Source organism: Lentzea sp. NPDC020367 (assembly GCF_044387305.1).
Classification (GTDB): domain Bacteria; phylum Actinomycetota; class Actinomycetes; order Mycobacteriales; family Pseudonocardiaceae; genus Lentzea.
This window is the reverse complement of sequence record NZ_JBIRVV010000003.1, coordinates 541,683-565,493: the sequence shown is the minus strand read 5'-3', so window position 1 is coordinate 565,493 and position 23,811 is coordinate 541,683. Positions and strand designations below refer to the sequence as shown.

Sequence of the window (23,811 nt, the reverse complement as noted above, 5' to 3'; positions counted from 1 at the left end):
CCTTGATCTGTAGTGGTGCCGGGGTGTACGTCGGTTTGCGAAACTCGGCCACGTAGGCTGACCAGCGTGCCTACGCTCGCTGACTACCAGCACGTCGCCCGCGGCAAGGTTCGCGATCTGTACGACGTGGACGACGAGCTGTTGTTGTTCGTCGCGTCCGACCGCATCTCGGCGTACGACCACATCCTGAGCACGGAGATCCCCGACAAGGGGCGCGTGCTCACCGCGATGAGCGTGTTCTGGTTCGAGCGGCTCGCCCCGAACCACCTGGTCGCTTTCGACGACCCGCGCATCCCCGCCGAGGTCCGCGGTCGCGCGTTGCTGGTGCGCAAGCTGCGGATGGTCGACGTCGAGTGCGTGGCGCGCGGATACCTGACGGGCTCGGGCATGGCCGACTACACCGCGACCGGTGCGGTGTGCGGGATCGAGCTGCCGGCCGGGCTGGTCGAGGCGTCCGAACTGGACCCGCCGATCTTCACGCCCGCCTCGAAGGCCGAGATCGGCGCGCACGACGAGAACGTGTCGTTCGACGTCATCGCCGAGAAGCACGGCGTCGAGCTGGCGTCGAAGCTGCGCGACCGGACGATCGAGCTGTACAGCGAGGCGCGCGCGTACGCGTTGACTCGCGGCCTGATCCTCGCGGACACGAAGTTCGAGTTCGGGCTGGACGCCTCCGGCGAGCTGATCCTCGCGGACGAGGTCTTCACGCCGGACTCGTCGCGCTACTGGCCGGCCGAGGGCTACGAGCCCGGTCGCGTGCAGCCGTCGTTCGACAAGCAGTACGTGCGCGACTGGCTGACGTCGTCGGAGTCCGGCTGGGACCGCAAGAGCGACGCCCCGCCGCCCGCGCTGCCTGCGGACGTCGTCGAAGCGACCCGACAGCGGTACGTCGAGGCGTACGAGCGGCTCACCGGCCGGTCTTTCGCCGACTGGCTGGCGTGAGTTAGCGCCGCTTTCACGCGGATGTCACCACGGCATGGCGCACTCATACGGTGCATTCACAGCTCGTGGTCTCTCTGTCCGGCATCGGTCCGCAGACACTCGACCGATGCGCTGATCTCGCCGCGTCCCTTGATCCGCGGCAGGTGCCGTTGTCGCTGCTCGTAGTACCTCGCGAGCTCGGCAAGGCGCAGGAATGGGTGCGGAAGCGCGCCTCGCACGGCGACGCCGTCGTGCTGCACGGCCTCGGTCAACGGCGGCTGCCGGCCTACGAAGCCGGGTTGTTGCTGACGGGTGCTCGTCTGCAGATGGACGCCATCGGGCTCAACGCCGACACGTTCGCGCCACGGCGTTGCGTGGCGTCACCCGGGACGTTGATCGCGCTGGCCAAGCACAAGTTCCAGCGCTGCGCCGACGCGCACGCCGTCCGTGAGGTCGGCAGCGGCCTGGCGACCTTGGGCCGCCTGCACGCGCTGACCGAACGCACCAGCTTCGGTGAGCTGCGGTCGCTCGCGCTCGTCTACGCGGCCGCCAGGTCCGCGCGCCGCGGTGGCCTGACCCGGATCACCGTGGACGCGCGCGACCTGCACCGGCCCGGTGCGCGGCAGGCCGTGCTCGACGCCGTGGACATCGCACTCGCCCACGACGCCGCGCCGACCACCTACGTCAAACTGCCGTCTCCTCGCCTGGCGTCAGCAGCCTGACCTCGGTGCCGTCCGGCTTCAGCAGGTCGAAGAACCGGACGGCCATCTGCGGGCTCGCGAGTGTCTTCTCGTGGATCGGCACGGCGACACGCGGTTTCACGGCGCGCATGAAGTCGACGGCCTCACCGGTGCGCAGCCACGGCGCGCCGGCGGGCAGTCCGAGCACGTCGACGTCCTCGTCCGGCACGAACAGCGAGTCGCCGGGGTGGTAGAACGCGCCGTCGCCGATCACGTAGGCGGCGTTCGGCACGATCGGGATGTCCTCGTGGATCAGCGCGTGCTGTCCGCCGGTGACCTTGACCGTCGTGTCGCCGACCTTGAGCACGTCACCCGGTCGAGCGACCGTCGGATTTTCGACCGTGGGCGCCGTGCCCTCGTCGACGATCAGCTGCGCCTGCGGGTTCGCCTTGAGCAGCGCGGGCAGCTTCTCCGCGTCGATGTGGTCGAAGTGCTGGTGCGTGACCAGCACCGCGTCCAGGTCCGTCAGGTCCTCGAACCCCGTGGAGAACGTGCCGGGGTCGATCAGGATGCGCGTTGTCCCGGTGTCGAGAAGTACGCAGGCATGACCGAAATGGACAACTTGCATGGATTCCTCCATTACCGACGATTGGCGGGCTGACACAGTCAGGTGACGTCGGAAGTATCAAAAGGCATGAGGAAAACCCTGCAACTCCTCACGGCACTGGCGCTTGCCCTGCCGATGACGTCCATCGTCCCTGCTACCACCACCTCTACACCTGCTGAGGCCTCGTCGCCGCAGACGCAGGAAATCGGAACTGAGGAGAACGTCTCAGTCCGCGTGGGTGGCGCGAATCGTTCGACGCTGATCGAACGACCGGGGTCCGGTTACGTGAAGCTGCATTTCACGGACCTGCGGATCCTGCCCGGCGACGTGCTCACGGTGTCGAACCCTGACGGCACCGAGAAGTACACGTACACGAGAGATCTGAAGGCCTCCCTGACGGCCACGCTCGACGCATCCGGCTTCTGGGCCATGTCGATCACCGGCGACCGCGCCGTGGTCTCGGTGACGAACCCGCTGTCGCGCGTGCGGGTCGACAAGCTCACGCGTGGCTACACCGAGGCCGAGATGTCCTCGCAGCCGTCCGTGCAGAGCATCTGCGGCACGAACGACTACAAGGACGCGGTCTGCTACCAGTCCAGCAACCCCACCGAGTGGGGCAAGACGGCGTCCGTGGCGAAGCTGCTGCGCAACGGCAGTTCGCTGTGCACGGCGTGGCGCGTCGGCCCGAACAACCGCCTGCTGACGAACAACCACTGCTTCACCAGCGTCAGCGGCATCGAGGTGTGGTTCAACTACCAGTGCCCGACCTGCGGCGGCACGGCCACGGCCACCGTCACCAAGGTGCTGGCGGCCCAGGTCCTCAAGACCGACGCCGCGCTGGACTACACCCTCTTCACCGTGAACAACTTCGCGGCCATCAGCTCGTTCGGTTACCTCGAACTGGACGCGCGCGTTCCGGCCGTGGGTGAGGAGATGTACATCGTCGGCCACCCGGCCGGGAAGCTGAAGAAGCTGTCGTTGCGCGACAACAACAACGGCGGCGGCTACTGCGTCGTGCGTGCCGTGCGGGTGAACGGCAGCTCGTCGCAGTCCGACATCAGCTACATGTGCGACACCGAAGGCGGCTCGTCCGGCTCACCCGTGCTGTCGAGGCGCACGCACAAGGTGATCGGGCTCCACCACTTCGGCGGCTGCCCGAACCAGGGCGTGCGCATCGACCTCGTCGCCGCGCAGATCAACTCACTGCTGTAGCGCGCTGAGGATCTCCGCCTCCTCGTCCGGCGTCAGGCCGGCGTGGCGGGTCCTGTCCAGCCCGAGGCCGCGCTCGTACTCCAGCGAGTCGAGCGCGGTCTCGGCCAGCGGCCTGGTCCGCAACCCGTTGGCCAGCGCGTTGCTGACGTCGCGGCCGACCATCTTGGCCCACGCCTGGGGCAGCCACATCGGCAACGACCGCGGCCCGGCCCACGGGTTGATCTTCAGCTCCTTGAGCAGGCTCTCCGGCACCGGCACGAGCTGCGTCCCGGCCGGCGCCGTCGCCCCGGCGATCTCGCCCATGGCCATCTGGAACGGCATGACGGGCCCCGTCGAGTCGTACGTGCCGGTGACGCGCTCCTCGGCCGCGAACACGATCCACTGCGCCAGATCCCGCGCGTCGATGTGCTGGAACCCCAGGTCAGGGCTGTCCGGCACGACCACGCGCCCACCCTGCGACATCCGCGCGGGCCAGTACCCGAACCGGTCACTCGGGTCGTTCGGCCCGGTGATGAGCCCGGCCCTGACGATGAACTCGCGGCTGGCCACGGCCTCTCTGACCGCGTTCTCGCTTGCGACCTTGATGCTGCCGTACCGCTCCGAGGTGAACTCCTCGTTCGGGTCGTCCTCCAGCGGTGGCAACAACTCGTCGCTACCCGTCGAGTGGTCCGCGTAGACGGAGATGCTGGACACGAACGTCCAGTGCGGCGTCGTCGCCCCGAACGCCTCGAGCGCGTCCCGCACCCAGTTCACCGAGTACTTCGACACGTCGATCACCGCGTCGAACTGCTCACCGGCCAGCGCGTCGAACGCGCCGGGCCTGTCCCTGTCGACCTGGACGAGCGTGGCTCCCTCGGGCACCCCGCCGGAGGCACCGCGGGCAGCGCAGACCACGTCGTGGCCGCGGCGGACGGCCTCCGCCGTGATGGCCTTGCTGAGGAACACGGTTCCGCCGAGCACGAGGATCTTCATGATCCCCAGCATCCGTCCGATCGGGCCGGACTGCCACCGGTCTCGCTTTCGGCGAAATAGCTCGTTGGAATAGGTCCACTTCGGAGTCGTTCGGACCCGATCAGTTGGAGTTGGTGAACTGGTGTTCGCAAGCGACCGATGAACGTTTCGTGAGTCTGCACGCCTTCGTCGACGAGTCGCGGCGAAACAACACGTACCTGCTGGCTGCTGTCCTCGTCGATCCCGGCGACCTGGCGCGCACGCGAAAGGCGCTGCGCCGGTTGCTGTTCCCCGGTCAACGAGAGCTTCACTTCAAGAAGGAGAAGACCGATCGGCGCAAGCTGATCGTGTCCAGGCTGGTGTCCATCGGCGCCACTGTGCACATCTACACCTGTGACTGCTCCGCAGCAGAGGAAGTGGCACGCCAGGAGTGCCTCATCGCGCTCATCAACGATCTCATCGATCTCGACGTGCGGAGGCTGGTGCTCGACAGTCGCGAGGAACGCAACCTCCACGACGCGCAGACGATCCGCACAACGCTGGGCAAGCAGCCCAGTCACTCGAAGATGATCTATGAGCACCTGGACAGCGCGCACGACGAGCTGCTCTGGATCCCGGACGTGGTGGCGTGGTGTCACGGTGCCGGCGGTGACTGGGCGAGGCGTGTGCGCTCGCTCGTGGCGAAGGATGCGGCCGTGGACAAATGGTCCAGATAGCGCAAAGCACGGCGGCCGACCGTCCGGACGGGCACCGTGCTCACTTCCTCGGCCTACGGGGCCTCGGCGATCTCAACTGTACCAAGTCCTCTCGTGGAGACAAGCTCGTTCACCCGAAGGTGGACCGGTGACGATGTGCCCCCGAACACGTGTCGGGAGGATGAACGCACAGGTCAGATAGGCTCTCGAGGTACCGCCAGCCCCTCTGAACCCGGGAGCAGTCTGTCGTGGCCCGAGTCGTCGTCGACGTCATGCCGAAGCCCGAAATTCTCGACCCCCAAGGCCAGGCGGTGGCGAACGCGCTGCCTCGTCTCGGCTTTCAGGGTGTCCTCTCCGTCCGTCAGGGCAAGCGCTTCGAGCTGGAGGTCGCCGACGACGTCGACGACGCCACGCTCGCCAAGATCGCCGAGACCTTCCTCGCGAACCCCGTGATCGAGGACTGGACCGTGCGCAGGGTCGAGGCATGAGGGTCGGTGTCATCACCTTCCCCGGCACTCTCGACGACGTCGACGCGCAGCGGGCGGTCCGGTACGCCGACGGGGAAGCCGTGCCGTTGTGGCACGGGGATCACGACCTGAAGGGCGTTGACGCGGTCGTCGTGCCCGGTGGGTTCTCGTACGGCGACTATCTGCGGTGCGGTGCCATCGCGCGGTTCGCGCCCGTCATGCAGGAAGTGATCGAGGCCGCGAACAAGGGGATGCCGGTTCTGGGCATCTGCAACGGCTTCCAGATCCTCGCCGAGGCTCACCTGCTGCCAGGAGCGCTCACCCGCAACCACAAGCTGCACTTCGTGTGCCGCGACCAGTGGCTGAAGGTCGAGAACAACACCACGGCGTGGACCGGCCGGTACGACCTGAACGCCGAGATCCTCGTGCCGCTGAAGTCGGGCGAGGGCGGCTACCAGGCCGACGCCCGAACACTCGAACAACTCGAAGGCGACGGACGGGTCGTGTTCCGGTACGTCGGCGACAACCCGAACGGCAGCCGCAACAACATCGCCGGCATCACCAACGCCAAGGGGAACGTCGTCGGCCTCATGCCGCACCCCGAGCACGCCATCGACGCGCTCACCGGGCCCACGGACGACGGTCTGGGCGTGTTCCTGTCCCTGCTCGACACGGTGGTGAACGCGTGATCGACACCGTCAAGAACGCCGAGGCGACGCCCGACCAGGAGCAGCCCTACGAGGAGCTGGGCCTGAAGGACGACGAGTACGCGCGCATCAAGGAGATCCTCCAGCGCAGGCCGACCGACGCCGAACTGGCGATGTACTCGGTCATGTGGAGCGAGCACTGCTCCTACAAGTCGTCCAAGGTGCACCTGAAGTACTTCGGCGACACCACGACCGACGAGATGCGCAGCAAGATGCTCGCGGGCATCGGCGAGAACGCCGGCGTCGTCGACATCGGGGACGGCTGGGCCGTCACGTTCAAGGTCGAGAGCCACAACCACCCGTCGTACGTCGAGCCCTACCAGGGCGCCGCGACGGGCGTGGGCGGCATCGTCAGGGACATCCTCGCGATGGGCGCGCGGCCGCTCGCCGTCATGGACCCGCTGCGGTTCGGCAGGCCCGACGCCGAGGACACCAGGCGCGTGCTGCCCGGCATCGTCGCAGGTGTCGGCGGCTACGGGAACTGCCTCGGCCTGCCGAACATCGGCGGCGAGGTCGTGTTCGACGAGTCCTACCAGGGCAATCCGCTGGTCAACGCCCTGTGCGTCGGCGCGATGCGGGTCGAGGACCTGCACCTCGCGCACGCGAGCGGCACCGGCAACAAGGTCATCCTCTACGGCGCGCGCACCGGCCTCGACGGCATCGGCGGGGTCAGCGTCCTCGCGAGCGAGACGTTCGACGACTCCGCGGGCAAGCGCAAGAAGCTGCCGAGCGTGCAGGTCGGCGACCCCTTCACGGAGAAGGTGCTGATCGAGTGCTCGCTGGAGCTCTTCGAGAAGGGCATCGTCGCGGGCATCCAGGACCTCGGCGGCGCGGGCCTGTCCTGCGCGACGAGCGAACTGGCGTCCGCGGGTGACGGCGGCATGCACGTGTGGCTCGACCGCGTGCCGCTCAGGGCCACCGGAATGACCCCGGCCGAGATCCTGTCCAGCGAGTCCCAGGAACGCATGTGCGCGGTGGTCGAGCCGGCCAACGTCGAGGCTTTCCTGGCCGTCTGCGCGAAATGGGACGTCATCGCCACCGAGATCGGTGAGGTGACCGAAGGCGACCGCCTGGTCATCACCTACCACGACGAGGTCGTCGTCGACGTGCCTCCGCGCACGGTGGCGCACGAGGGCCCGGTCTACAACCGGCCGATCGAACGCCCCGCCGACCAGGACGAACTGCAGGCGAACACGCCGGACAGCCTCCCGCGGCCGGACGACCTGCTGGAACTGATCAAGACCATGGCGGCCAGCCCCAACCTGGCCTCCAAGAAGTGGGTCACCCAGCAGTACGACCGGTACGTCCGCGGCGGCACGGTCCTCGCGCAGCCCAGCGACGGCGGCATGATTCGCATCGACGAGGAGACCGGCCGCGGTGTCGCGCTCTCCACGGACTGCAACGGCCGCTACACGAAGCTCGACCCGTACGAGGGCGCGAAGCTGGCGCTGGCCGAGGCCTACCGGAACGTGTCAGCCACGGGTGCCACCCCGGTCGCCGTCACCAACTGCCTCAACTTCGGCTCGCCGGAGGACCCGGCGGTCATGTGGCAGTTCGAGCAGGCCGTGAAGGGTCTCGCAGACGGCTGCGCGGAGCTGGGCATCCCGGTGACCGGCGGCAACGTCAGCTTCTACAACCAGACCGGCTCCACGGCGATCCTGCCGACGCCGGTCGTGGGCGTGCTGGGCGTGATCGACGACGTGCGGCGCCGCATCCCGACCGGGATCGGGGCCGAGGCCGGCGAGACGCTGCTGCTGCTCGGCGAGACGCGCGACGAGTTCGGCGGGTCGGAGTGGGCGCACCACGTCCACGGCCACCTGGGCGGACTGCCCCCGAAGGCGGATCTGCAGCGCGAGAAGCTACTCAGCCAGGTGCTGGTCGCGGGTTCGCGGGACGGCATGGTCTCCGCCGCGCACGACCTCTCCGAGGGCGGCCTGGCCCAGGCGCTGGTCGAGACGTGCCTGATCGGCGAGGTGGGTGCGCGGGTCTTCCTCGAGGGCGACCTGTTCGTGCAGCTGTTCAGCGAGTCGGCCGGCCGCGTGCTGGTCGCCGTGCCGCGCACCGAGGAACAGCGCTTCGTCGACATGTGCACCGCGCGCCGCCTGCCGTGGCGCAAGGTCGGTGTCGTCGACCCGGAGTCGGACGCCCTGGAGATCCAGGGCCTGGGCGAACTCCCGCTGGACGAGCTCCGCGAGGCCTGGGAGGGCACCCTCCCGGCCCTGTTCGACTAGGACGAGTGAGATGGCCCCGTCACCGCGACGGGGCCGTCTTCAGCTCGTGGCGATGCGTTGCAGCTGCTCGAACCGGCCGTTGAACAGGTTCTGGTCGCCGGGGAAGAGCCCGGCCGCCTGCCACTGCCAGATCGTGTGGAAGTCGAAGCCGACCGGCAGCGCGCCGAGCTTCGAGGTGTAGTGCGCGATCCACAACGGGTTCGTGTCGCCGAACTTCACCGAGCCGCCGACGCACTTGTTCCACCAGCTCGTGGACGTGTAGATCGCCGGATAACGCCTGGTGCGGGCGAAGACCGTGTCGCTGAACTCCTTGACCCACGCCGTCATCGCGGTCTGGTTCATGTTGTAGCACGTCTCGCCGTACGGGTTGTACTCCATGTCGAGCGCCGGCGGCAGCGTCCTGCCGTCGCCCGACCACCCGCCGCCGTTGTCCACGAAGAAGTTCGCCTGCGCCACGCCGTTCGCGCGGTCCGGCAGTGCGAAGTGGTACGCGCCGCGGATCATGCCGATGCCGTAGGAGCCGTCGTACTGCTGGGTGAACTTCGGGTTCCGGTAGTGGACGCCCTCGGTCGCCTTGACGTAGGAGAACCGGGCGCCTTTGTCCCAAGAGGACTTCCAGTCGACGTCGCCCTGGTGACTGCTCACGTCCATGCCGGGCACTTTGCCGTCGGTGGGAGGAGACTCGTCCGCGCGAAGGATGCCCGTTCCCTCGTGTTTGAGGATCTGGGATCCCGCGGTGTGGTCCGCGGAGCCCTCGGGCAAGGGCGCCGCGGACGCGGGTGCCGGCGTCAAGCCGGCGACGATCGCCACGATGCTGATCAAGGTCCGCATGGGTTAGATCGTGCGACCATTTGTCGCAATTTGCTACCGGGGTCACCCGTCCAGGCGGGACAACTCCTCGGCGGACAACTCCAGGTGGGTGGCCGAGGCGGAATCCGAGATGCTCGCCGGGCGAGAAGCACCCGGAATGGGGACTACCACTTCGGACTTCGCGAGCATCCACGCGAGACAGACCTGGTGGGCGCTCACGCCGTGGGCCTCGCCGACCTCCTTGAACGGACCGGCCAGCGCGCCCGCCTTGCCGATCCCGCCGAACGGGCTCCACGGCAGGAAGGCGATGCCGAGCTTGTCGCACAGCTCCAGTTCGGGCTCACTCGATCGGAACGACGGCGAGAACTGGTTCTGCACGGCCGCGAGCCGTCCGCCGAGGATCTCGTTGGCGAGCACGATCTCCTCGGGGTTGAAGTTCGAGACGCCCGCGTAGCGGATCTTGCCGCTGTCCAGGATCTCCTTCAACGCCCCGACCGACTCCGCGATCGGCGTCTTCGGGTCCGGCCGGTGGAACTGGTAGAGGAAGATCTGGTCCACGCCGAGCCGCTGCAACGACCCGTCGACGGCCTTGAACAGGTACTCCGGGCGCCCGTCGAGCTCCCAGCCGCCACCCGGCACGCGGGTGTGCCCGCCCTTGGTCGCCACGAACACCTCTTCGGAACGGCCGCGCAGCCCCTCGGCGATGAGCGACTCGTTGTGGCCGAAGTCGGTGTCGTCGAGCGAGTAGGCGTCGGCGGTGTCGATGAACGTCACGCCCGCGTCCAGCGCGGCGTGAATGGTCTCGATCGCCTGCGCGCGCTCCGGCCTCCCCTCGACGGAGATGGGCATGCCGCCCAGGCCGATGGCGCTGACTTCCACTTCTCCGATGCGACGCTTCTGCATGTCCTCCACTCTGGACCCTGACGATTAAGCTGTCCAACGCAGAGAAGTGATCTCATTCAGCAACGACGGTGATGAATCGTGGAACTCAGACAGCTTCAGTACTTCATCGCGGTCGCCGAGGACTGCCACTTCACCAGGGCCGCAGGCCGGATGCACGTCACCCAGTCCGCGCTGTCGGCGTCGATCAGGGCGCTGGAGATCGAGCTCGGCGCGCCGCTGTTCCTGCGCACCACCCGTCAGGTCGAGCTGACCCAGGCCGGACGGGCGCTGCTGCCGGAAGCCCGGCGTGCGCTGTGCAGCGTCGAGTCGGCCAGGGACGCGGTCGCCGCCGTCCAGGGGCTGCTGCGCGGCACGTTGTCCGTCGGCAGCCTGCAGTGCCTGCACGTGGTGCACCTGCCCGCCGTGCTGGCGCGGTTCCACGAACTGCACCCCGGCGTGGAGATCAGGATGCGGCAGTCCGGCAACGCCGAACTGGTCGAGGACGTCCGCGCGGGCCGCCTCGACCTCGCGTTCGTCACGCGGCAGCCGAAGATCGCCGACGACCTGCGAACGTCCACTTTGGCCAGTGAACCGCTCGTGCTCGCGTGCGCGCCGGGAAGTCCTTTCGCCACCAGGGAATCAGTGGGGCTGAACGAGCTGGCGGGTCAGTCGTTCGTCGACTTCAACGCCGACTGGGGCACCCGCGACGAGGTCGACCGCGCGCTGGCCGCGGCCGGGGTCGAGCGGCACGTCGCCGTCGAGGTCAACGACGTGCACTCACTTCTTGACTTCGTCGCGTTCGGACTCGGGGTCGCCCTCGTCCCGCAGTCCTTCGCCGTCAAGACCGAACGCGCGCACTTCGTCGGCCTTCGCGGTGACGTAGACGTCCCCGTCGCGGAAACGGTCGTCGTCACCGCCGGCACCGTCGGAGCCGCCGCCGGCGTCCTGCTCGACATGGTCTTCGAGGCGAGGTCGGGCCGGCTGCAGCACGTCGCCAGTTAGCACCCAGCCCTCGTACGTGGTGCGCAACGCGGTGCCGGGCAGCAGTTCCAGCTCTCCGCGCAGGTCGGCGGGGGCGGGATCGACGAGTGCGAGGAACCGCCCGACCTTCGCGCCGCGCACGTCGAGCTGGCCCCTGAAGGTCACCTCGCTGAACGCGATGCCTCCCTCGAAGTTCGACCAGCTCAGGTCGAACCGCCCGTGGAAGGTCGAGCCGGAGAACAGTGTCGTGCCCTGCACGTCGGCCCGCGGGAACCGGGTGATCCCGTAGAAGTGGGCCCGCCGCGCGATGAACCTCTTGATCCGGCGCCCGTCGAGCTCGAAGTACTCCAGCGAGGCACCGGTCAGGTCGAGGTCGTAGTAGATCTTCTTCTTGTCGCCCCAGGACAACAGGTCGCGGATCAGCCGTTGCGCGGTGCGCCGGACCTGCTGTTCCCGCTGCTCGTCAGGGGACTCGACGTACACGGTGTCCGGGTCGGCGCCGTTCTCGTCCCACGACGGGTGGTGGAAGGGCCTGCGCAGGTAGGCGCACAGGACGTCGAGGACGGTCTGCTTGTAGCGCGGCGTCGAGTTCGCCAGCCACACCAGCGAGTGCATCGCCCCCACCCGCACCTGGTCGGCCTCGTTGCCGAGCATCTCGACCGAGCGCGCGAACCGTTCGTCGGCGACCTTCTCGCTCTCCAGTGAGTGCTTGCGGTCGTTGAGCCACAACGCGTACAGCGCGATGATCGCACCGCCGGCGACACCGGCCGTCTTCACGATCTCGACGGGCGGGGCCTTGACGAGGTAGAGGAGAACCGCGGTCGCCCCGGTCACCACGACGGCGGAAAGCACCGCGGCCAGCCACTTCACGTCAGTTCCTCCACGCTTCGGGAAGATCGGGTTGCACGGCGAACGTACAGCCGTCGGCCTTCACCTCAGCCCATTCCGAGTTCGCGAACTTGGTCTCACCGCCGAACTTCGTGTCCGTGAAGATGGCGATCCCCTGCGCCTTGAACCTGCTGAACCAGGCCCTGCCCACGATCTCCGTGTGGTGCATGTGGAAGCGGCCGTTCATCGTGGCCTCGGTGACGTAGAAGTGGCCGTGGATCTTCATGTGGTGGAACGAGTTGGAGTCCTCGAAGTGGGCGACGCGGATGTAGAGGTCGCCGACCTGCCGGTACGACAGGTCCATGAACTCGAGGTGCGCCTTGGTGAGGTTGAGGTCGTAGATCGGAGGGTTCTTCACCTCCAGCCGCGGCAGCAGGTCCTCGATCAGCCGCTGCGAGGTGAGCCGGACCTCCAGTTCGATCTCCTCCGGGTCGTTGCGCGTCTTCTTGTACGGCTGGCGCAGGTACGCGCAGAGGATGTCGAGCACGGTCTGCGTGTACTCGACCCTGGACTTCGCGAGGCCGGCGAGCGCGTGCATCGCGCCCACGCGCACCTGGGCCGTCTCGTGGCCCAGCAGCTCCACGGCGCGTGCGAACCGTTCGTCGGCCACGCGGGACCTGTCGTGGTCGATGCGCTGGCTCTCGATCTCCTGACGCGCCTCCTCGACCTTGCGGCGCCGGTCGTTCAGCCACAACGCGTAGAGGGCGACGATCGCACCGCCCGCGAGACCGCCCGTCTTGATCGCCTCGTGCTTGGGCGCGCCGGGGTCCAAGAGCAGGAGCACGCCGCCGACCAGCACAAACACGCCGATGGACGCGAGAATGGTCGACAACAGCAAACTTTTCCTCACGAGGTCGGCATTCTGCCAAGCGGCGGGTGCATGATGGGCGCGAACGGTACGAACGCGGGTGGGGTGAGCGGGTGGAGCGGCCGAACTGGGCCCCGGGGGACATCGACCTGGAACGGCCGAGTGTCGCGCGCGTGTACGACTACTGGCTCGGCGGCGCCCACAACTTCGCCGCGGACAGGGCCGTCGCCCAGAAGACCCTGGAGACGATGCCGGAGATCCGCGACGTCGTCCTCAACCACCGGGCGTTCCTGCGCAGGGCCGTCCGCTACCTGCTCGGCCAGGGCGTCCGGCAGTTCCTGGACCTCGGTTCCGGCATCCCGACCGTCGGCAACGTGCACGAGATCGCGCAGGCCGCCGACCCCGGCGCCCGGATCGTCTACGTCGACATCGACCCGGTCGCCGTCGCGCACAGCCGCTCGATCCTCACCAGCAACGGGCACGTGAGCGTGCTGCAGGCCGACGTCCGCGACTGGGCGAGCGTGCTGGCCTCGGACGAGGTCGACAAGCAGCTCGACTTCGACGAGCCGGTCGCCGTGCTGATGATCGCGTTGCTGCACTTCGTGTCCGACGACGAGGACCCCTGGGGCATGATCGGCGGCTATCGCGACCACCTGGCTCCCGGCAGCTTCCTCGCGCTCTCCCACGCGGGCTACGAGGCGGACGAGGAGACGGACGCGTCACGGGCGGCGCGCAAGATCTACAACCGCGACGTCACGAGCACGACGTTCCGCGACAGGTCGGAGTTCGGCCGCCTGTTCGACGGGTTCGCCTTGGTCGAGCCCGGGGTGGTCAGGGTGCCCGCCTGGCATCCGGAGTCACCTGCCGACATCGGGGAGTCCGGCAAGCGCTTCCCGGGCTTCGCCGCGCTGGGCCGGAAGGAGCAGAGATGACTCCGGACGGCGACCGGCCGTATGCTGCGCGTTCGTGGGGTTAGGGCCGAGAAGATGACCGATCGGGTTGACCACCGGGTGCGTGAGGACCGCTCTCCTTTGGACCCGGCCGTACTGGCCGGTGCCGAGGCGTTCGCGCGCAGCTGGGCCACGGCCGTGATCGGGTCGAGCTACGTGCCCATGACCAGGGCCGAGGTCGCCCAGCACCTCCAGGACCTCACCGAGCTCCTCGTCGAGGCGCTGTTCGCGAGCCCGTTCCGCACGGCACCCGGCTACGAGATCGGCTCACGGCTGGTCGACGCGCACTTCACCGGCACCGACACGCTGGGCCGCACCGTCCAGCTGCTCGGCGACGACCTGCTGGGCGAGCTGGGCTTCCCCGGCGACGAACGGCTGCAGTCCCGGCTGGCGGCTCTCCAGGGCGCGCTGGCCGCCGGATACGCCCGCGCGTTGCGCGAACGCACCCTCGCCGAGCAGGAGGCGATCAGGGCGGCCGTGCTGGACGCCCGCGACCAGGCGGAGGCGGCGCTGCGGGCCTCGGAGGCCCGGTTCCGCGCGATGTTCACCGAGGCCGCGATCGGCATCGGCATCGCGGCCATCGACGGCCGGATCCTGGACGTCAACCAGGCCCTGCAGGACATGCTGGGGTTCAGCGTCGAGGAGATGCGCCAGTACAACGTGCGCGACCTCATGCACCCCGAGGACGCGGGCAGCGTGTGGCGGCTCTACGACCAGCTCATCGCGGGTGAGTGCGACCACTACCGGGCCGAGAAGCGCTTCCACCGGGCCGACGGCGAGCAGGTGTGGACGCACCTGACGTTGTCGCTGGTCCGCGACGACCACGGCGAGCCGCAGTACCAGGTCGCGATGATCGAGGACGTCACCGACCGCCACCTGCTGCAGAACCGGCTGCGCTACCAGGCGCTGCACGACCCGCTGACCGGCCTGCCGAACCGGGCGCTGTTCCTGGAACGCCTCGGGCGCGTGTTCAACAACCGCGCCAAGCACGTCCGGGCCGGCCTCTGCTACCTCGACCTCGACGGTTTCAAGGTCATCAACGACTCGCTGGGCCACGACATAGGGGATCAGCTGCTGGTCGAGGTCGGCCGCCGGCTCGACCACTCGGTGTCCGGCGAGGGCAAGCTGGTCGCGCGCATGGGCGGCGACGAGTTCGTGATCCTGGTCGAGGGCTCGTCCGGCGAGCAGGACATCGTCGACGTGGCGGGCCGGGTGCTGACCGAGCTGGAGGCGCCGATCCGCATCGCGGGCCACGAGCTGTCGGTGTCGGCGTCGATCGGCATCGTCGAACGGCAGCTGTCCGGCACGACGTCGGCGGACATGATGCGCGACGCGGACATCACGCTGTACTGGGCCAAAGCCGACGGCAAGGCGCGCTGGGCGCTGTACGACCCGGAGCGCAACGCCCGCGAGGTCGCCCGGTTCACGCTTTCGGCCACGATGCCGCGCGCGTTGGAACGCGGCGAGTTCTACGTCGAGTACCAGCCGCTGGTGCGCCTGGAGGACTCCACCGTCACCGGTGTCGAGGCCCTGGTCCGCTGGCAGCACCCGGAGTTCGGGCGGCTCGCGCCGGACCGGTTCATCGAACTGGCCGAGGAGACCGGCCTGATCGTCCCCTTGGGACGGTGGGTGCTGCGCAAGGCGTGCGAGGAGGCCCGGCGCTGGCTGGAGGAGTTCGGCGACGCGGCCCCGTTCGTGTCGGTGAACCTGGCCGTGCGGCAGTCCCGCGACCCCGAGCTGGTCCGCGACGTGAAGCAGATCCTCGACGAGTGCGCGCTGCCGCCGCACCACCTGCAGCTGGAGCTCACCGAGTCGGCGATCATGGGCACCGCCGACGAGCCGCTGGAAGCGCTGCGGGCGTTGTGCGACATGGGTGTGCGCATCGCGATCGACGACTTCGGCACCGGCTACTCGAACCTGGCCTACCTCAAGCACCTGCCCGTGCACGAGCTGAAGATCGCCGGCTCGTTCATGGAGGGGCTGCGGGCCGAGAACGAGGAAGACCCGGTCGACTCGCAGATCGTGGCGACGCTGGTGCAGCTCGCGCACGCGTTGTCGTTGGGCGTCACGGCCGAGGGCGTGGAGACGCCTGCCCAGGCCGCGCGGTTGCTCCGGCTGGGATGTGACACGGGACAGGGCTGGTTCTTCGCCCGGCCCGGTCCGCCGGAGAACATCGACAGTCTCCTGCGTGGTGATCTCTAGCTCGGGGAACACCTCAGGGCATGAAGTCATTGGCCCTGGTCGTGCTCCTGCTCGTCATGTCGGCCCCGATCGCCCGTGCCTCCGCCGAGGTGGTCCCGCTGCCCGCCGACAAGCAGGGCTTCGGCACGGCCAGGTCCGCGGCGAGCCCCGTGTGGTTCACGCTCGGACACCAGGGCCTCTCCGAGATCTTCTTCCCCGACCTGAGCACGCCCGCCACCCGTGAGACGCGGTTGCTGGTCGACGGAAAGCCTGGTCAGGCCTACACCGAGCCCGCTGACGACAGGTCGCTGACGTTCCGGCAGCGGCTGCGCGGGGACGGGTGGCGGGCTGAGGTCACGTACGTCACCGACCCGTGGCGCGCCGCCGTGCTCGCGGACGTGGAGCTCACGGCGCAGCGCCCCGTCCGGCTGTCGATCGAGCACGTGCCGATGAAGGGCTCCAGCCAGGTCGCGAGCACCTTGCCGACCGAACCGGTGCGACGCGCGCACGGCACGTTCGCGGTCGGGTTCGGCGAGGGCGTTGCCCAGGGCGCGCTGGATCGCGGATTCCGCGCCGCCGCCAGGGAGTACGCGCAGGGCTGGCACTCCTACCTCGACGGGCTGAAACGGCCGAAGTCCGCGGACCGGCGGCTCTACGACATGTCCGTCATGGTGCTGGCGGCGACGGAGGACAAGACCCACCCCGGTGCGTCGATCGCGTCGCCGAGCTTCCCGTGGGCCTTCGGGTTCGACCGGGAACTGGCACCGGAACTCGGTCCGTACGCGCTGGTCTGGCCGCGCGACCTGTACCACGTGTCCACGGCCATGATCGCGGCCGGAGATCGCGGCTTCGCCGGGCGCGCACTGGACTTCATGCTGCGCGAGCAGCAGGAACCGGACGGGCACCTGCCGCAGAACACGCGGGTCGACGGCACGCCGGTGTGGACCAAGGTCCAGCTCGACCAGACCGCGGCACCGCTCCTGCTCGCCTGGCACCTGGACCGGAAGGACAGGTCCACAGTGGACTCGCTGCGCCGCTCGGCCGACTACCTGCTGAGCTACCCGAACTCGCCGTTCAGCGAGCAGGAGCGGTGGGAGAACCAGGACGGCTACTCGCCCGCCACCATCGCCTCGGTGGTCGCCGGGCTGGTGTGCTTCGCGGATCTGTTGCAGCGCAACGGGGAGAACGCCGACAGGTACCTCAAGGCCGCCGACGAGTGGCAGAGCAAGGTCGAGGGCTGGACCGCGACGACCACCGGGCCGTACTCGCCGAAGCCGTACTACCTGCGGCTCACCAAGGACGGAAAGCCCGATCAGGGCACCAGGTACAACCTGGGTGACAACAACCCGACCGACATCGACCAGCGCGCGGTCGTGGACCCGAGCTTCCTGGAACTGGTGCGACTCGGCGTCAAGCGCGCCGACGACCCGGTCATCCGCAACACCGTCGCCGTCGTCGACCAGCAGTTGAAGGAACAGGGCTACTGGCACCGGTTCACGCAGGACGGCTACGGCGAGACCGCGGACGGCAGGCCGTGGGGCATCAACTGGCCGACACCGACCCGGACCTACGGCCGGTTGTGGCCGTTGCTGAGCGGCGAACGCGGCGAGTACGAACTGCTGGCCGGTGACAAGGCCGGTGCGGCCCAGCGCCTCAGGCAGATCGCCGCGACCGCGAACAGCGGCCTCATGCTGCCCGAACAGGTGTGGGGTGGCCGCGGAACCGAATCGGCCACCCCACTCGCCTGGACGCACGCGCAGTACGTGCGGCTGGCGTGGTCGCTCGACGCGGGCCGTCCCGTGGAACGACCCGCCGTCGTCGCGAACCGCTACTCGCGCTAGCGCTTGCTCACGTTGTGGCCGGAGACCTCGACCACCGGCTGTGCGCCGCCGAGGTCGGACGTCCGGTACTCGGCCCGGATCGTCTGCGTCTCACCGGGGAACAGCGTGATGTAGTTGTCGGACCAGTCGGCCGGCAGCACCTCGGGACCACCCTGGCCCTTGCGCAGCGACGCGCGCAGGAAGAACGCCACGGACGTGCCGGTGTTCTTGATGGTCACGCTGGTGGCCTGCTTGCCGTTCGTGCCCGGCGTCGTGGTGGTGGACACCGACACCTGGCCGGCCTTCAGGCTGCTCAACGACTTCAGGTCCGTGTACTGGGCCTGCGGCGTGTAGTACCAGTCGCCGCCGTTGTAGTTCAGCGTGTCCGCCTTGGTGGACAGCCAGTAGACGTTCCGGTCGACCTCGTTGCCGTTCGCGTCCTTCAGCAGCAAGCGCACGAAGTACGCCGACGAGAGCCCGGACGGCTGCGGCAGGTTGCCGACCCGCACGGACCCGTTGGCCTTGGCCGGAACCGAACGCGTCTCGTTCGCCTTCTGCGTGCCGTCGGAGTTGAAGACCGTCACCTGCAACTGCAGGCCCTGCTTGGCTTCCAGGCCCATGTTCACCACGGCGAGCGACTTGTCGTCGTAGGAGTACTGGGCGTGCAACGCCTTGTTCGCCGTCTTGGCACCGAAGTACGACCCCGCGGTCGCGAGGTTGTAGTTGTAGAGGTGCCAGAACAGCTTGGGCCACGGGTCGTTCTGCATCCAGTAGATGACGCCCTGCGCCTGGTTCGCGCCGGTGTCGGAGAAGTCGCGGCCGAACGCCTCGAACTGCGCGCGGTTCGTCTCGTACTGCTGCAGCTGGGACTTCTTGACGAAGTCGTCCACGTTGGACGGCTTGCCGTAGCGGTTGTCGAGCGCCGTGCCCCAGAAGCCGATCTTGCTGAAGTTGCCGGACGGCGACAGGTGGTACTGCGAGGCGTTGTAGTCGGTCAACTTGTTGATCTCGGCCTGCGACAGGAACTTCTTGAGCTCGTCCATCTCCGGGATCGCGAGGCCCGGGCCGATCTCGGACGCGAAGCCCGCGCTGCCACCCTTCTGGTTGTTGTACCAGTAGACCGGCGGCTCCCACCAGTACGGCCCGTCCATCTTCATGCCCGAGTCACCGAGCTGCGGTGAGCTGCGGCGGGCGGCGGCCGTGACGATCGGCGTCTGCCAGTCGGCGCGCTTCAACGCGTCCAGGTAGATCGTCTCGACGGCGGCCACCGGGGCCTCGTCCGAGCCGATCAGGAACGTGAACACGCTGGGGTGGTTGCGGATCCGCTTGGCCTCGCCCTCGGCGGACGCGCCGGCGACCCGCTTGTCCTCCGCCGTGTAGCTGCCGGTGGTCTGCCACTTCGAGCAGCACTCCCAGCCGGTCATCAGCAGGATGCCCGCGCGGTCGGCCAGGTCGTAGATCTCGTCGTTCTCCGGCTTGCCCTCGAGCCGGATCGTGTTGAGGCCCATGGACTTCGTCAGCTGGATCTCGTCGGCGATCTTCTGCACGTTGGTGCGCAGGAACAGGTCCGACGCCCAGCCGCCGCCGCGGATCAGGATCGGCTTGCCGTTGATCTGGTACTGGAGGTTGCCGCTGATCATCTTCGAGGTGACCTCGCGGATGCCGAACGTCGTCTTCTGCTGGTCCGACGCCGCACCGGCCACCGTCGCGTTCGCCGTCGCCTCGTACAGCGGCTGCGCGCCCATCTGGTACGGCCACCAGATCTGCGGGTTGGTCACGGTGAGCGGGAACGTGACGGTCTTCGTCTCGTTCGCGGCCAGGCTCACGTTCTGGCTGTAGTTCTGGCCCGCCGCGCTGCCGGCGACGGTCGTGGTGACCGCGCTGCCGGTGTTGTTGCGCGCGTCGACCTTCACGGTGACCGTGGCGCTGTTCAGGTTCGGCAGCGGCAGGTCGCTCAGCACGTGCAGGCCGCGCAACGAGACCGCGCCGCTCTGCGCGATGTCGACGTCGCGGAAGAGGCCCTGGTTGCGGTCGGGCGGGAGCTGGGACCAGTCGATGAAGTGGATCACCAGGTCCTTGGCGGGGTCGGACGGCGACGCCTTGATGGCGAGCGCGTTGTCGCCCTTGCGCAGCAGGCTGGTGACGTTGAACTCGAACGTCGGGTACGCGCCGATGACGGTGTCGGTGCCGGCGACCTTCGTGCCGTTCAGCCACACCTCACCGCGGGAGATCACGCCGCCGTTGAGCTTGAGGAACGTGTTCACGCCCGGCTGCGGGTCGGCCTGGAAGACCTTGCGGTACCACCACGGGACCTTGAAGTCGTTGGCGTTGGCCTTCTTCAGGTTCTCCGAGTAGTTGACGTCCCCGTACTTGTTGTTCGCGATGAGCCCGGCCATGACGGTCGACCGCGCGGGCACGGTCAGCCAGCCGGTGTCGGTGTAGGCCGGGCCGGAGATCACGCTGCCGGACTGCGTGGCGGTGGCGCTGGACTGCATGCGCCAGTCGGGGATGGTGGAGGTCTGTCCTGGGGCGGCGGCCACCTTGAGCGCCGCTCCGGTGCCGGGCACGGGGCCCGCGTTGGCTGAGGTACCTGGCACCAGCAGGGCCAGACCCACCGCCGCCACGACCAGAGTCGGTAGTGGTCGGTTGCGCAGCATGTCGCTCCTCGACGCATCGGGGCGGCGGCGCTTCGGGGTATCGTAAAGAAGGTTTCCTTTTTGTGAGGTTACCGGCAATGCGTCGAACGGGTGACGCGGGACACGTCGTTGCGCACCCTCCGTGCCCGGTGATCCGATATTTTGGCCGTCATGCGTCGACTTGCCGTCCCGTTCCTGCTGGCAGCGGTCCTGACCGGGTGTTCATCGACCGAGCCGGGCACGCCGTCCGCGGGGGATCAGAGCAGCTCCGCTCCGACGACCGGAACTTCTGCCGGTACTCCGGTGAACAGGCCCAAGGCCGTCGACCTCAAGACCGTCGACCCGTGCTCGCTGATCGCGCAGGACCAGCGGGCCGCTCTGGGTTTGAGCAAGGTCGAACCGGGTAATCCGCTCCCCGATTACGGGGAGGGGAGCAAGCGGTGCAACCAGACGTACGCCTCCGTCAAGTTCGTGTCGAGCATCCACACGCTTCTGAACGGCGGAGTGGACAGGCTGAAGCAGACGACGGGTGAGGCGAAGCTCACCGCCCTCCAGGTCGCGGGGTATCCCGCGTACCTGACGCAGCGGGAGGCACCGGGCGGTGCCCCGGTCTGCGAGATCTACCTCGACGCCCACGACGGCCAGTTGTTGCTGGTGGACGCGGGTGGGGTGTTCGGCGAGAAGGGCAACACGCCGGAGGCCGCCTGCACGCACGCCAAGGCGCTCGCGGAGGCCGTCGGCACCGCGTTGGCGACCAAATGACAGTTGAGTAGAAGTACGCACCTTGTACCGGGAACCGGTCACTCGCGTAATGCATCAGAGCTAAAGTCGTCCCAAAAGCACACACGGCCCGATTTTCTGGGGGGCCGTATCTGAGGAGGGTGTGCCGTGTTTCTCGCGGATGGTGGTGGAGGCGCCTCGTCGCCGCCTGAGTTCGGGCAGCGCAAGCTCAAGGTGGACCCGTCCGCCATTCCCCAGGCGAGGAAGGCCTTCGAGCAGGCGCTGGCGGAGTTCGAAAGCAAGATCACGCACGCGGTGAACGACCTGCCCACCAGGCCGTGGGCGGGCGACCCGATCAGCAGCGAGACCTCGAAGGCGTTCAACGACCAGACGTCCGACAAGGCGCTCGCCGCGCTCGACTTCTACAAGAAGCAGCTCATCGGCGTGATCGACCAGCTCAAGAAGATCGAAGAGCAGTACCGCATGACCGAGGGCGACAACGCGGCCATGTGGGGCAAGCACCTGCGGGACCAGGACTGAGAGGGGGACTGACCGATGACTGACCACCGCTTCCAGGGGTATGGACACCCCGAGCTGTACAAGATGATCAACTCCGGTCCCGGCGTCTCCGCCTCCATCCCGGTGGAGCAGGGCTGGAAGACCATCGCCGCGACGCTCGCGCAGATCGACGCCGACCTGCACACCGGCCTGGCGAAGATGGGTGCGGACTGGGAGTCCGACGCCTCCGACGCCGCCCAGGGCGCGCTGTCGCCGCTGGCCGAGTGGGCCGGTTTCGCCGAGTCCGGCGCCACGACCATGGAGAGCTCCGCGCGCCTGCAGGGCGAGTACATCGCCGACGCGCGCAAGAAGATGCCCGAGGTCGTCCCGATCACGACCGAGAAGCCCGGCCTGCTCGACATCGCGGCCGGCGCGCTGACCGGTCCCGTCGGCATGGCCCACGTCGTCGGCCAGCAGGTGGACCACGAGCGGCAGGAAGCCGCGGCGGACAACGCCGCCGCCAAGGCCGTCCAGGTCATGGAGGACTACCAGTCGGACAGCCGCTGGAACTCCTCGACGCTCGGTGACTTCCCGACGCCGCCGCAGGTCGTGATCGACACGCCGCCTCCGGCAGACACGGGTACCGGCAGCACGCGCGTCGGTTACTCGTCGACGGGCCCCAGCGGGCCTTCCGGCACGAACACCGGCACGACCAACCCGTCGTGGACGCAGCCCCCGACGACGACGCAGCAGCAGGTCTCGACCGGCTGGACGCCGCCGCCCACCGACACCACGCACACGTCGTGGACGCAGCCTCCGACGACGCCGCCTCCCACGACCACCCCGCCGCCCACGAACCTGCCGCACCCGACGCCCACTCCGACCCCGACGCCGACCCCTGGCGGTCCGGTGTTCACCAGGCCCGGCACGGGCGGCCCCGGTGGCCCCGGTGTCCGTGGCGGTGGCCCTGGCGGCTCCGGCGGCGTTCGCGGTGGTCAGCTCGGTGGCGGCAAGGCGTTCGGGCCGATGTCCGGCTCGCTCGGCGCGTCCGGCCAGCAGGGCGCCATGAAGCCCGGCGGCATGCCGGGTGGCATGTCCGGCATGGGCTCCGGCCCTGAGGGCATGCGCGGCGGAGCCATGGGCTCCGGTGCGGGCGCTGGTGCCGGCAAGGCCGGTGCTGCCGGTGCCGGCGGCGGTGGCGCTCACGGCCAGAAGGGCGAGGGCGAGGACGACATCGAGCACAAGGCGGCCGACTACCTGGTCGAGACCGACGACGTGTTCGGCGACGAGCGCATGGTCGCGCCGCCGGTCATCGGCGGCCTGTCAGAGTGAGCCTGTTCGGCGCTCCGGCGGAGAGAGAGCCGATCACTCTCTCCGCCGAGGAGTTCGACGTGCTGTGGGAACGCATGAACGTCGGCCCCATGCCGCTCGTGCTCAAAGTTCCCACCCCGGGTAAGACTCGGGACGAGCGCATTCAGCTCGAGAACCGCGTCTACCAGCAGTTGGACCACCGGCGCCTGGGCAACTCGCGTGGCCTCTCGTCCCAGTTGGACGGGTTGCTGCGGATGTTCGTGAAGCCCGAGCGGGAGGCGGACGGCCGCCTCTGGCTCGGCCACAGCCTGCGCGTCCTCGCCGTGGCGAACGGCGACTGGGGCGCGCTCGCGACGCTGCGGGACGACCAGCTGACGTTCCAGCCGTGGGAGGGCTCCGGGCTCGCCTCCGCGGTGCTGTCCCTGCTGCCCGCGCACCCCGCTGGAACTGGGCTCTCGGTGACGCTGCCGAGCGCGGACATCGAGAAAGCGATCGCGCAGACCGACGGCTCGCCGAAGTCGACGGAGGTCGCGTTCCGGAACATCGGGCTGCGCGAGGACGACGCGAAGGCGCTGGTGAAGATGTTCACCGGCATCGTGCACACCGGGAACTTCGGCGCGGCGGCCCGCGACAAGTACGGCAAGCGCTGGCGGCCCGAGCGAGTGGTCGCTTTCTTCGACACCGAAGAGGGCCGCTACCTGCAGCAACGCCGTTCCTCGAACGGTCAGCCGCCGTGGAGCACGTTCACGCCGACCGACGGCCGCCGGATGCTGCACCAGGTGGACGAGCTGATCTCCGAGGCGGTTCGTTCCGCGGGGGCCTGATGTCTGGTTTGATCTGACCACCGCCGCCGTG

At 68.5% G+C, this 23,811-nt stretch carries 21 protein-coding genes; 15 read left to right on the top strand and 6 right to left on the bottom strand.

The features are described from left to right. Positions 1 to 66 precede the first annotated feature (66 nt). Both ACH413_RS15015 and ACH413_RS15010 read left to right on the top strand, forming a co-directional pair. Positions 67 to 942, top strand: a complete 876-nt coding sequence (locus ACH413_RS15015) for a phosphoribosylaminoimidazolesuccinocarboxamide synthase (RefSeq protein ID WP_360040877.1) — start codon at positions 67 to 69, stop codon at positions 940 to 942. 50 nt (positions 943 to 992) lie between these two features. Continuing rightward, positions 993 to 1,643, top strand: a complete 651-nt coding sequence (locus tag ACH413_RS15010; RefSeq protein WP_360040879.1) for a DUF2334 domain-containing protein — start codon at positions 993 to 995, stop codon at positions 1,641 to 1,643. Here ACH413_RS15010 and ACH413_RS15005 read toward each other — a convergent pair. After that, on the bottom strand, positions 1,606 to 2,229 hold the full coding sequence (locus ACH413_RS15005; RefSeq protein WP_360040882.1) for an MBL fold metallo-hydrolase: 624 nt from the start codon (positions 2,227 to 2,229) through the stop codon (positions 1,606 to 1,608). The two genes, ACH413_RS15010 and ACH413_RS15005, sit on opposite strands and share 38 nt — an antisense overlap. A gap of 66 nt (positions 2,230 to 2,295) precedes the next feature. Here ACH413_RS15005 and ACH413_RS15000 point away from each other — a divergent pair, with 66 nt between their 5' ends. After that, on the top strand, positions 2,296 to 3,420 hold the full coding sequence (locus ACH413_RS15000) for a trypsin-like serine peptidase (RefSeq protein ID WP_396424988.1): 1,125 nt from the start codon (positions 2,296 to 2,298) through the stop codon (positions 3,418 to 3,420). Here ACH413_RS15000 and ACH413_RS14995 read toward each other — a convergent pair. Then, positions 3,409 to 4,392 (bottom strand): NAD-dependent epimerase/dehydratase family protein, encoded by a 984-nt coding sequence (locus ACH413_RS14995; RefSeq protein ID WP_360040888.1) that lies wholly within the window; start codon positions 4,390 to 4,392, stop codon positions 3,409 to 3,411. The two genes, ACH413_RS15000 and ACH413_RS14995, sit on opposite strands and share 12 nt — an antisense overlap. A 149-nt stretch (positions 4,393 to 4,541) precedes the next feature. On the opposite strand from ACH413_RS14995, the gene ACH413_RS14990 reads away from it, so the two are divergent. The 4 genes from ACH413_RS14990 (at position 4,542) to purL (ending at position 8,471) form a co-directional block, all read left to right on the top strand. Next, a complete protein-coding gene (locus ACH413_RS14990; RefSeq protein ID WP_360040891.1) occupies positions 4,542 to 5,087 on the top strand; it encodes a hypothetical protein in 546 nt (181 codons plus the stop codon). 227 nt (positions 5,088 to 5,314) lie between these two features. Then, entirely contained in the window at positions 5,315 to 5,554 is a 240-nt protein-coding gene (gene purS / locus ACH413_RS14985) for a phosphoribosylformylglycinamidine synthase subunit PurS (RefSeq protein WP_360040894.1), read from the top strand. After that, positions 5,551 to 6,222, top strand: coding sequence for a phosphoribosylformylglycinamidine synthase subunit PurQ (purQ, locus tag ACH413_RS14980; RefSeq protein ID WP_360040897.1), 672 nt, complete (start codon positions 5,551 to 5,553; stop codon positions 6,220 to 6,222). The genes purS and purQ overlap by 4 nt, the downstream gene beginning before the upstream one ends. Next, positions 6,219 to 8,471: a phosphoribosylformylglycinamidine synthase subunit PurL gene (purL, locus tag ACH413_RS14975; RefSeq protein WP_360040899.1), complete on the top strand. Its 2,253-nt coding sequence runs from the start codon at positions 6,219 to 6,221 to the stop codon at positions 8,469 to 8,471. The genes purQ and purL overlap by 4 nt, the downstream gene beginning before the upstream one ends. 39 nt (positions 8,472 to 8,510) lie before the next feature. On the opposite strand, the gene ACH413_RS14970 is transcribed toward purL, so the two are convergent. Further along, a complete protein-coding gene (locus ACH413_RS14970; RefSeq protein ID WP_360040902.1) occupies positions 8,511 to 9,302 on the bottom strand; it encodes a lysozyme in 792 nt (263 codons plus the stop codon). A gap of 42 nt (positions 9,303 to 9,344) precedes the next feature. Next, positions 9,345 to 10,184 carry an aldo/keto reductase gene (locus ACH413_RS14965; protein WP_360040905.1) on the bottom strand — a complete coding sequence of 280 codons (840 nt, stop codon included), beginning with the start codon at positions 10,182 to 10,184 and terminating at the stop codon, positions 9,345 to 9,347. Positions 10,185 to 10,262: 78 nt separating this feature from the next. Between ACH413_RS14965 and ACH413_RS14960 the strand changes: the two genes are divergently transcribed. Continuing rightward, a complete protein-coding gene (locus ACH413_RS14960; protein ID WP_396424985.1) occupies positions 10,263 to 11,165 on the top strand; it encodes a LysR family transcriptional regulator in 903 nt (300 codons plus the stop codon). Positions 11,166 to 12,015: 850 nt separating this feature from the next. Here the strand turns inward: ACH413_RS14960 and ACH413_RS14955 are convergent. Continuing rightward, positions 12,016 to 12,864: a hypothetical protein gene (locus ACH413_RS14955; protein WP_360040910.1), complete on the bottom strand. Its 849-nt coding sequence runs from the start codon at positions 12,862 to 12,864 to the stop codon at positions 12,016 to 12,018. Between the two features lie 89 nt (positions 12,865 to 12,953). Here ACH413_RS14955 and ACH413_RS14950 point away from each other — a divergent pair, with 89 nt between their 5' ends. From ACH413_RS14950 to ACH413_RS14940, 3 genes are read left to right on the top strand one after another with little or no spacing between them, the layout of a single operon-like run. Next, on the top strand, positions 12,954 to 13,772 hold the full coding sequence (locus ACH413_RS14950; RefSeq protein WP_360040913.1) for an SAM-dependent methyltransferase: 819 nt from the start codon (positions 12,954 to 12,956) through the stop codon (positions 13,770 to 13,772). Positions 13,773 to 13,826: 54 nt separating this feature from the next. Then, positions 13,827 to 15,992: an EAL domain-containing protein gene (locus ACH413_RS14945; RefSeq protein ID WP_360040916.1), complete on the top strand. Its 2,166-nt coding sequence runs from the start codon at positions 13,827 to 13,829 to the stop codon at positions 15,990 to 15,992. Positions 15,993 to 16,012: 20 nt separating this feature from the next. Next, entirely contained in the window at positions 16,013 to 17,812 is a 1,800-nt protein-coding gene (locus tag ACH413_RS14940; protein WP_360040919.1) for a glycoside hydrolase family 15 protein, read from the top strand. Here ACH413_RS14940 and ACH413_RS14935 read toward each other — a convergent pair. Further along, positions 17,809 to 20,448, bottom strand: coding sequence for a glycosyl hydrolase 2 galactose-binding domain-containing protein (locus ACH413_RS14935; RefSeq protein ID WP_360040922.1), 2,640 nt, complete (start codon positions 20,446 to 20,448; stop codon positions 17,809 to 17,811). The two genes, ACH413_RS14940 and ACH413_RS14935, sit on opposite strands and share 4 nt — an antisense overlap. Before the next feature lie 150 nt (positions 20,449 to 20,598). On the opposite strand from ACH413_RS14935, the gene ACH413_RS14930 reads away from it, so the two are divergent. The 4 genes from ACH413_RS14930 to ACH413_RS14915 all read left to right on the top strand — a co-directional run bounded on the left by ACH413_RS14930 (position 20,599) and on the right by ACH413_RS14915 (position 23,780). Continuing rightward, complete coding sequence (locus tag ACH413_RS14930) at positions 20,599 to 21,189, top strand: DUF3558 domain-containing protein (RefSeq protein ID WP_360040925.1); 591 nt, start codon at positions 20,599 to 20,601, stop codon at positions 21,187 to 21,189. Positions 21,190 to 21,315: 126 nt separating this feature from the next. After that, positions 21,316 to 21,687, top strand: coding sequence for a transcriptional regulator (locus ACH413_RS14925; protein ID WP_360040928.1), 372 nt, complete (start codon positions 21,316 to 21,318; stop codon positions 21,685 to 21,687). A gap of 15 nt (positions 21,688 to 21,702) precedes the next feature. Further along, complete coding sequence (locus ACH413_RS14920; protein ID WP_360040931.1) at positions 21,703 to 22,977, top strand: PPE domain-containing protein; 1,275 nt, start codon at positions 21,703 to 21,705, stop codon at positions 22,975 to 22,977. After that, positions 22,974 to 23,780, top strand: a complete 807-nt coding sequence (locus ACH413_RS14915; RefSeq protein ID WP_360040934.1) for an ESX secretion-associated protein EspG — start codon at positions 22,974 to 22,976, stop codon at positions 23,778 to 23,780. The genes ACH413_RS14920 and ACH413_RS14915 overlap by 4 nt, the downstream gene beginning before the upstream one ends. Positions 23,781 to 23,811: the final 31 nt, after the last annotated feature.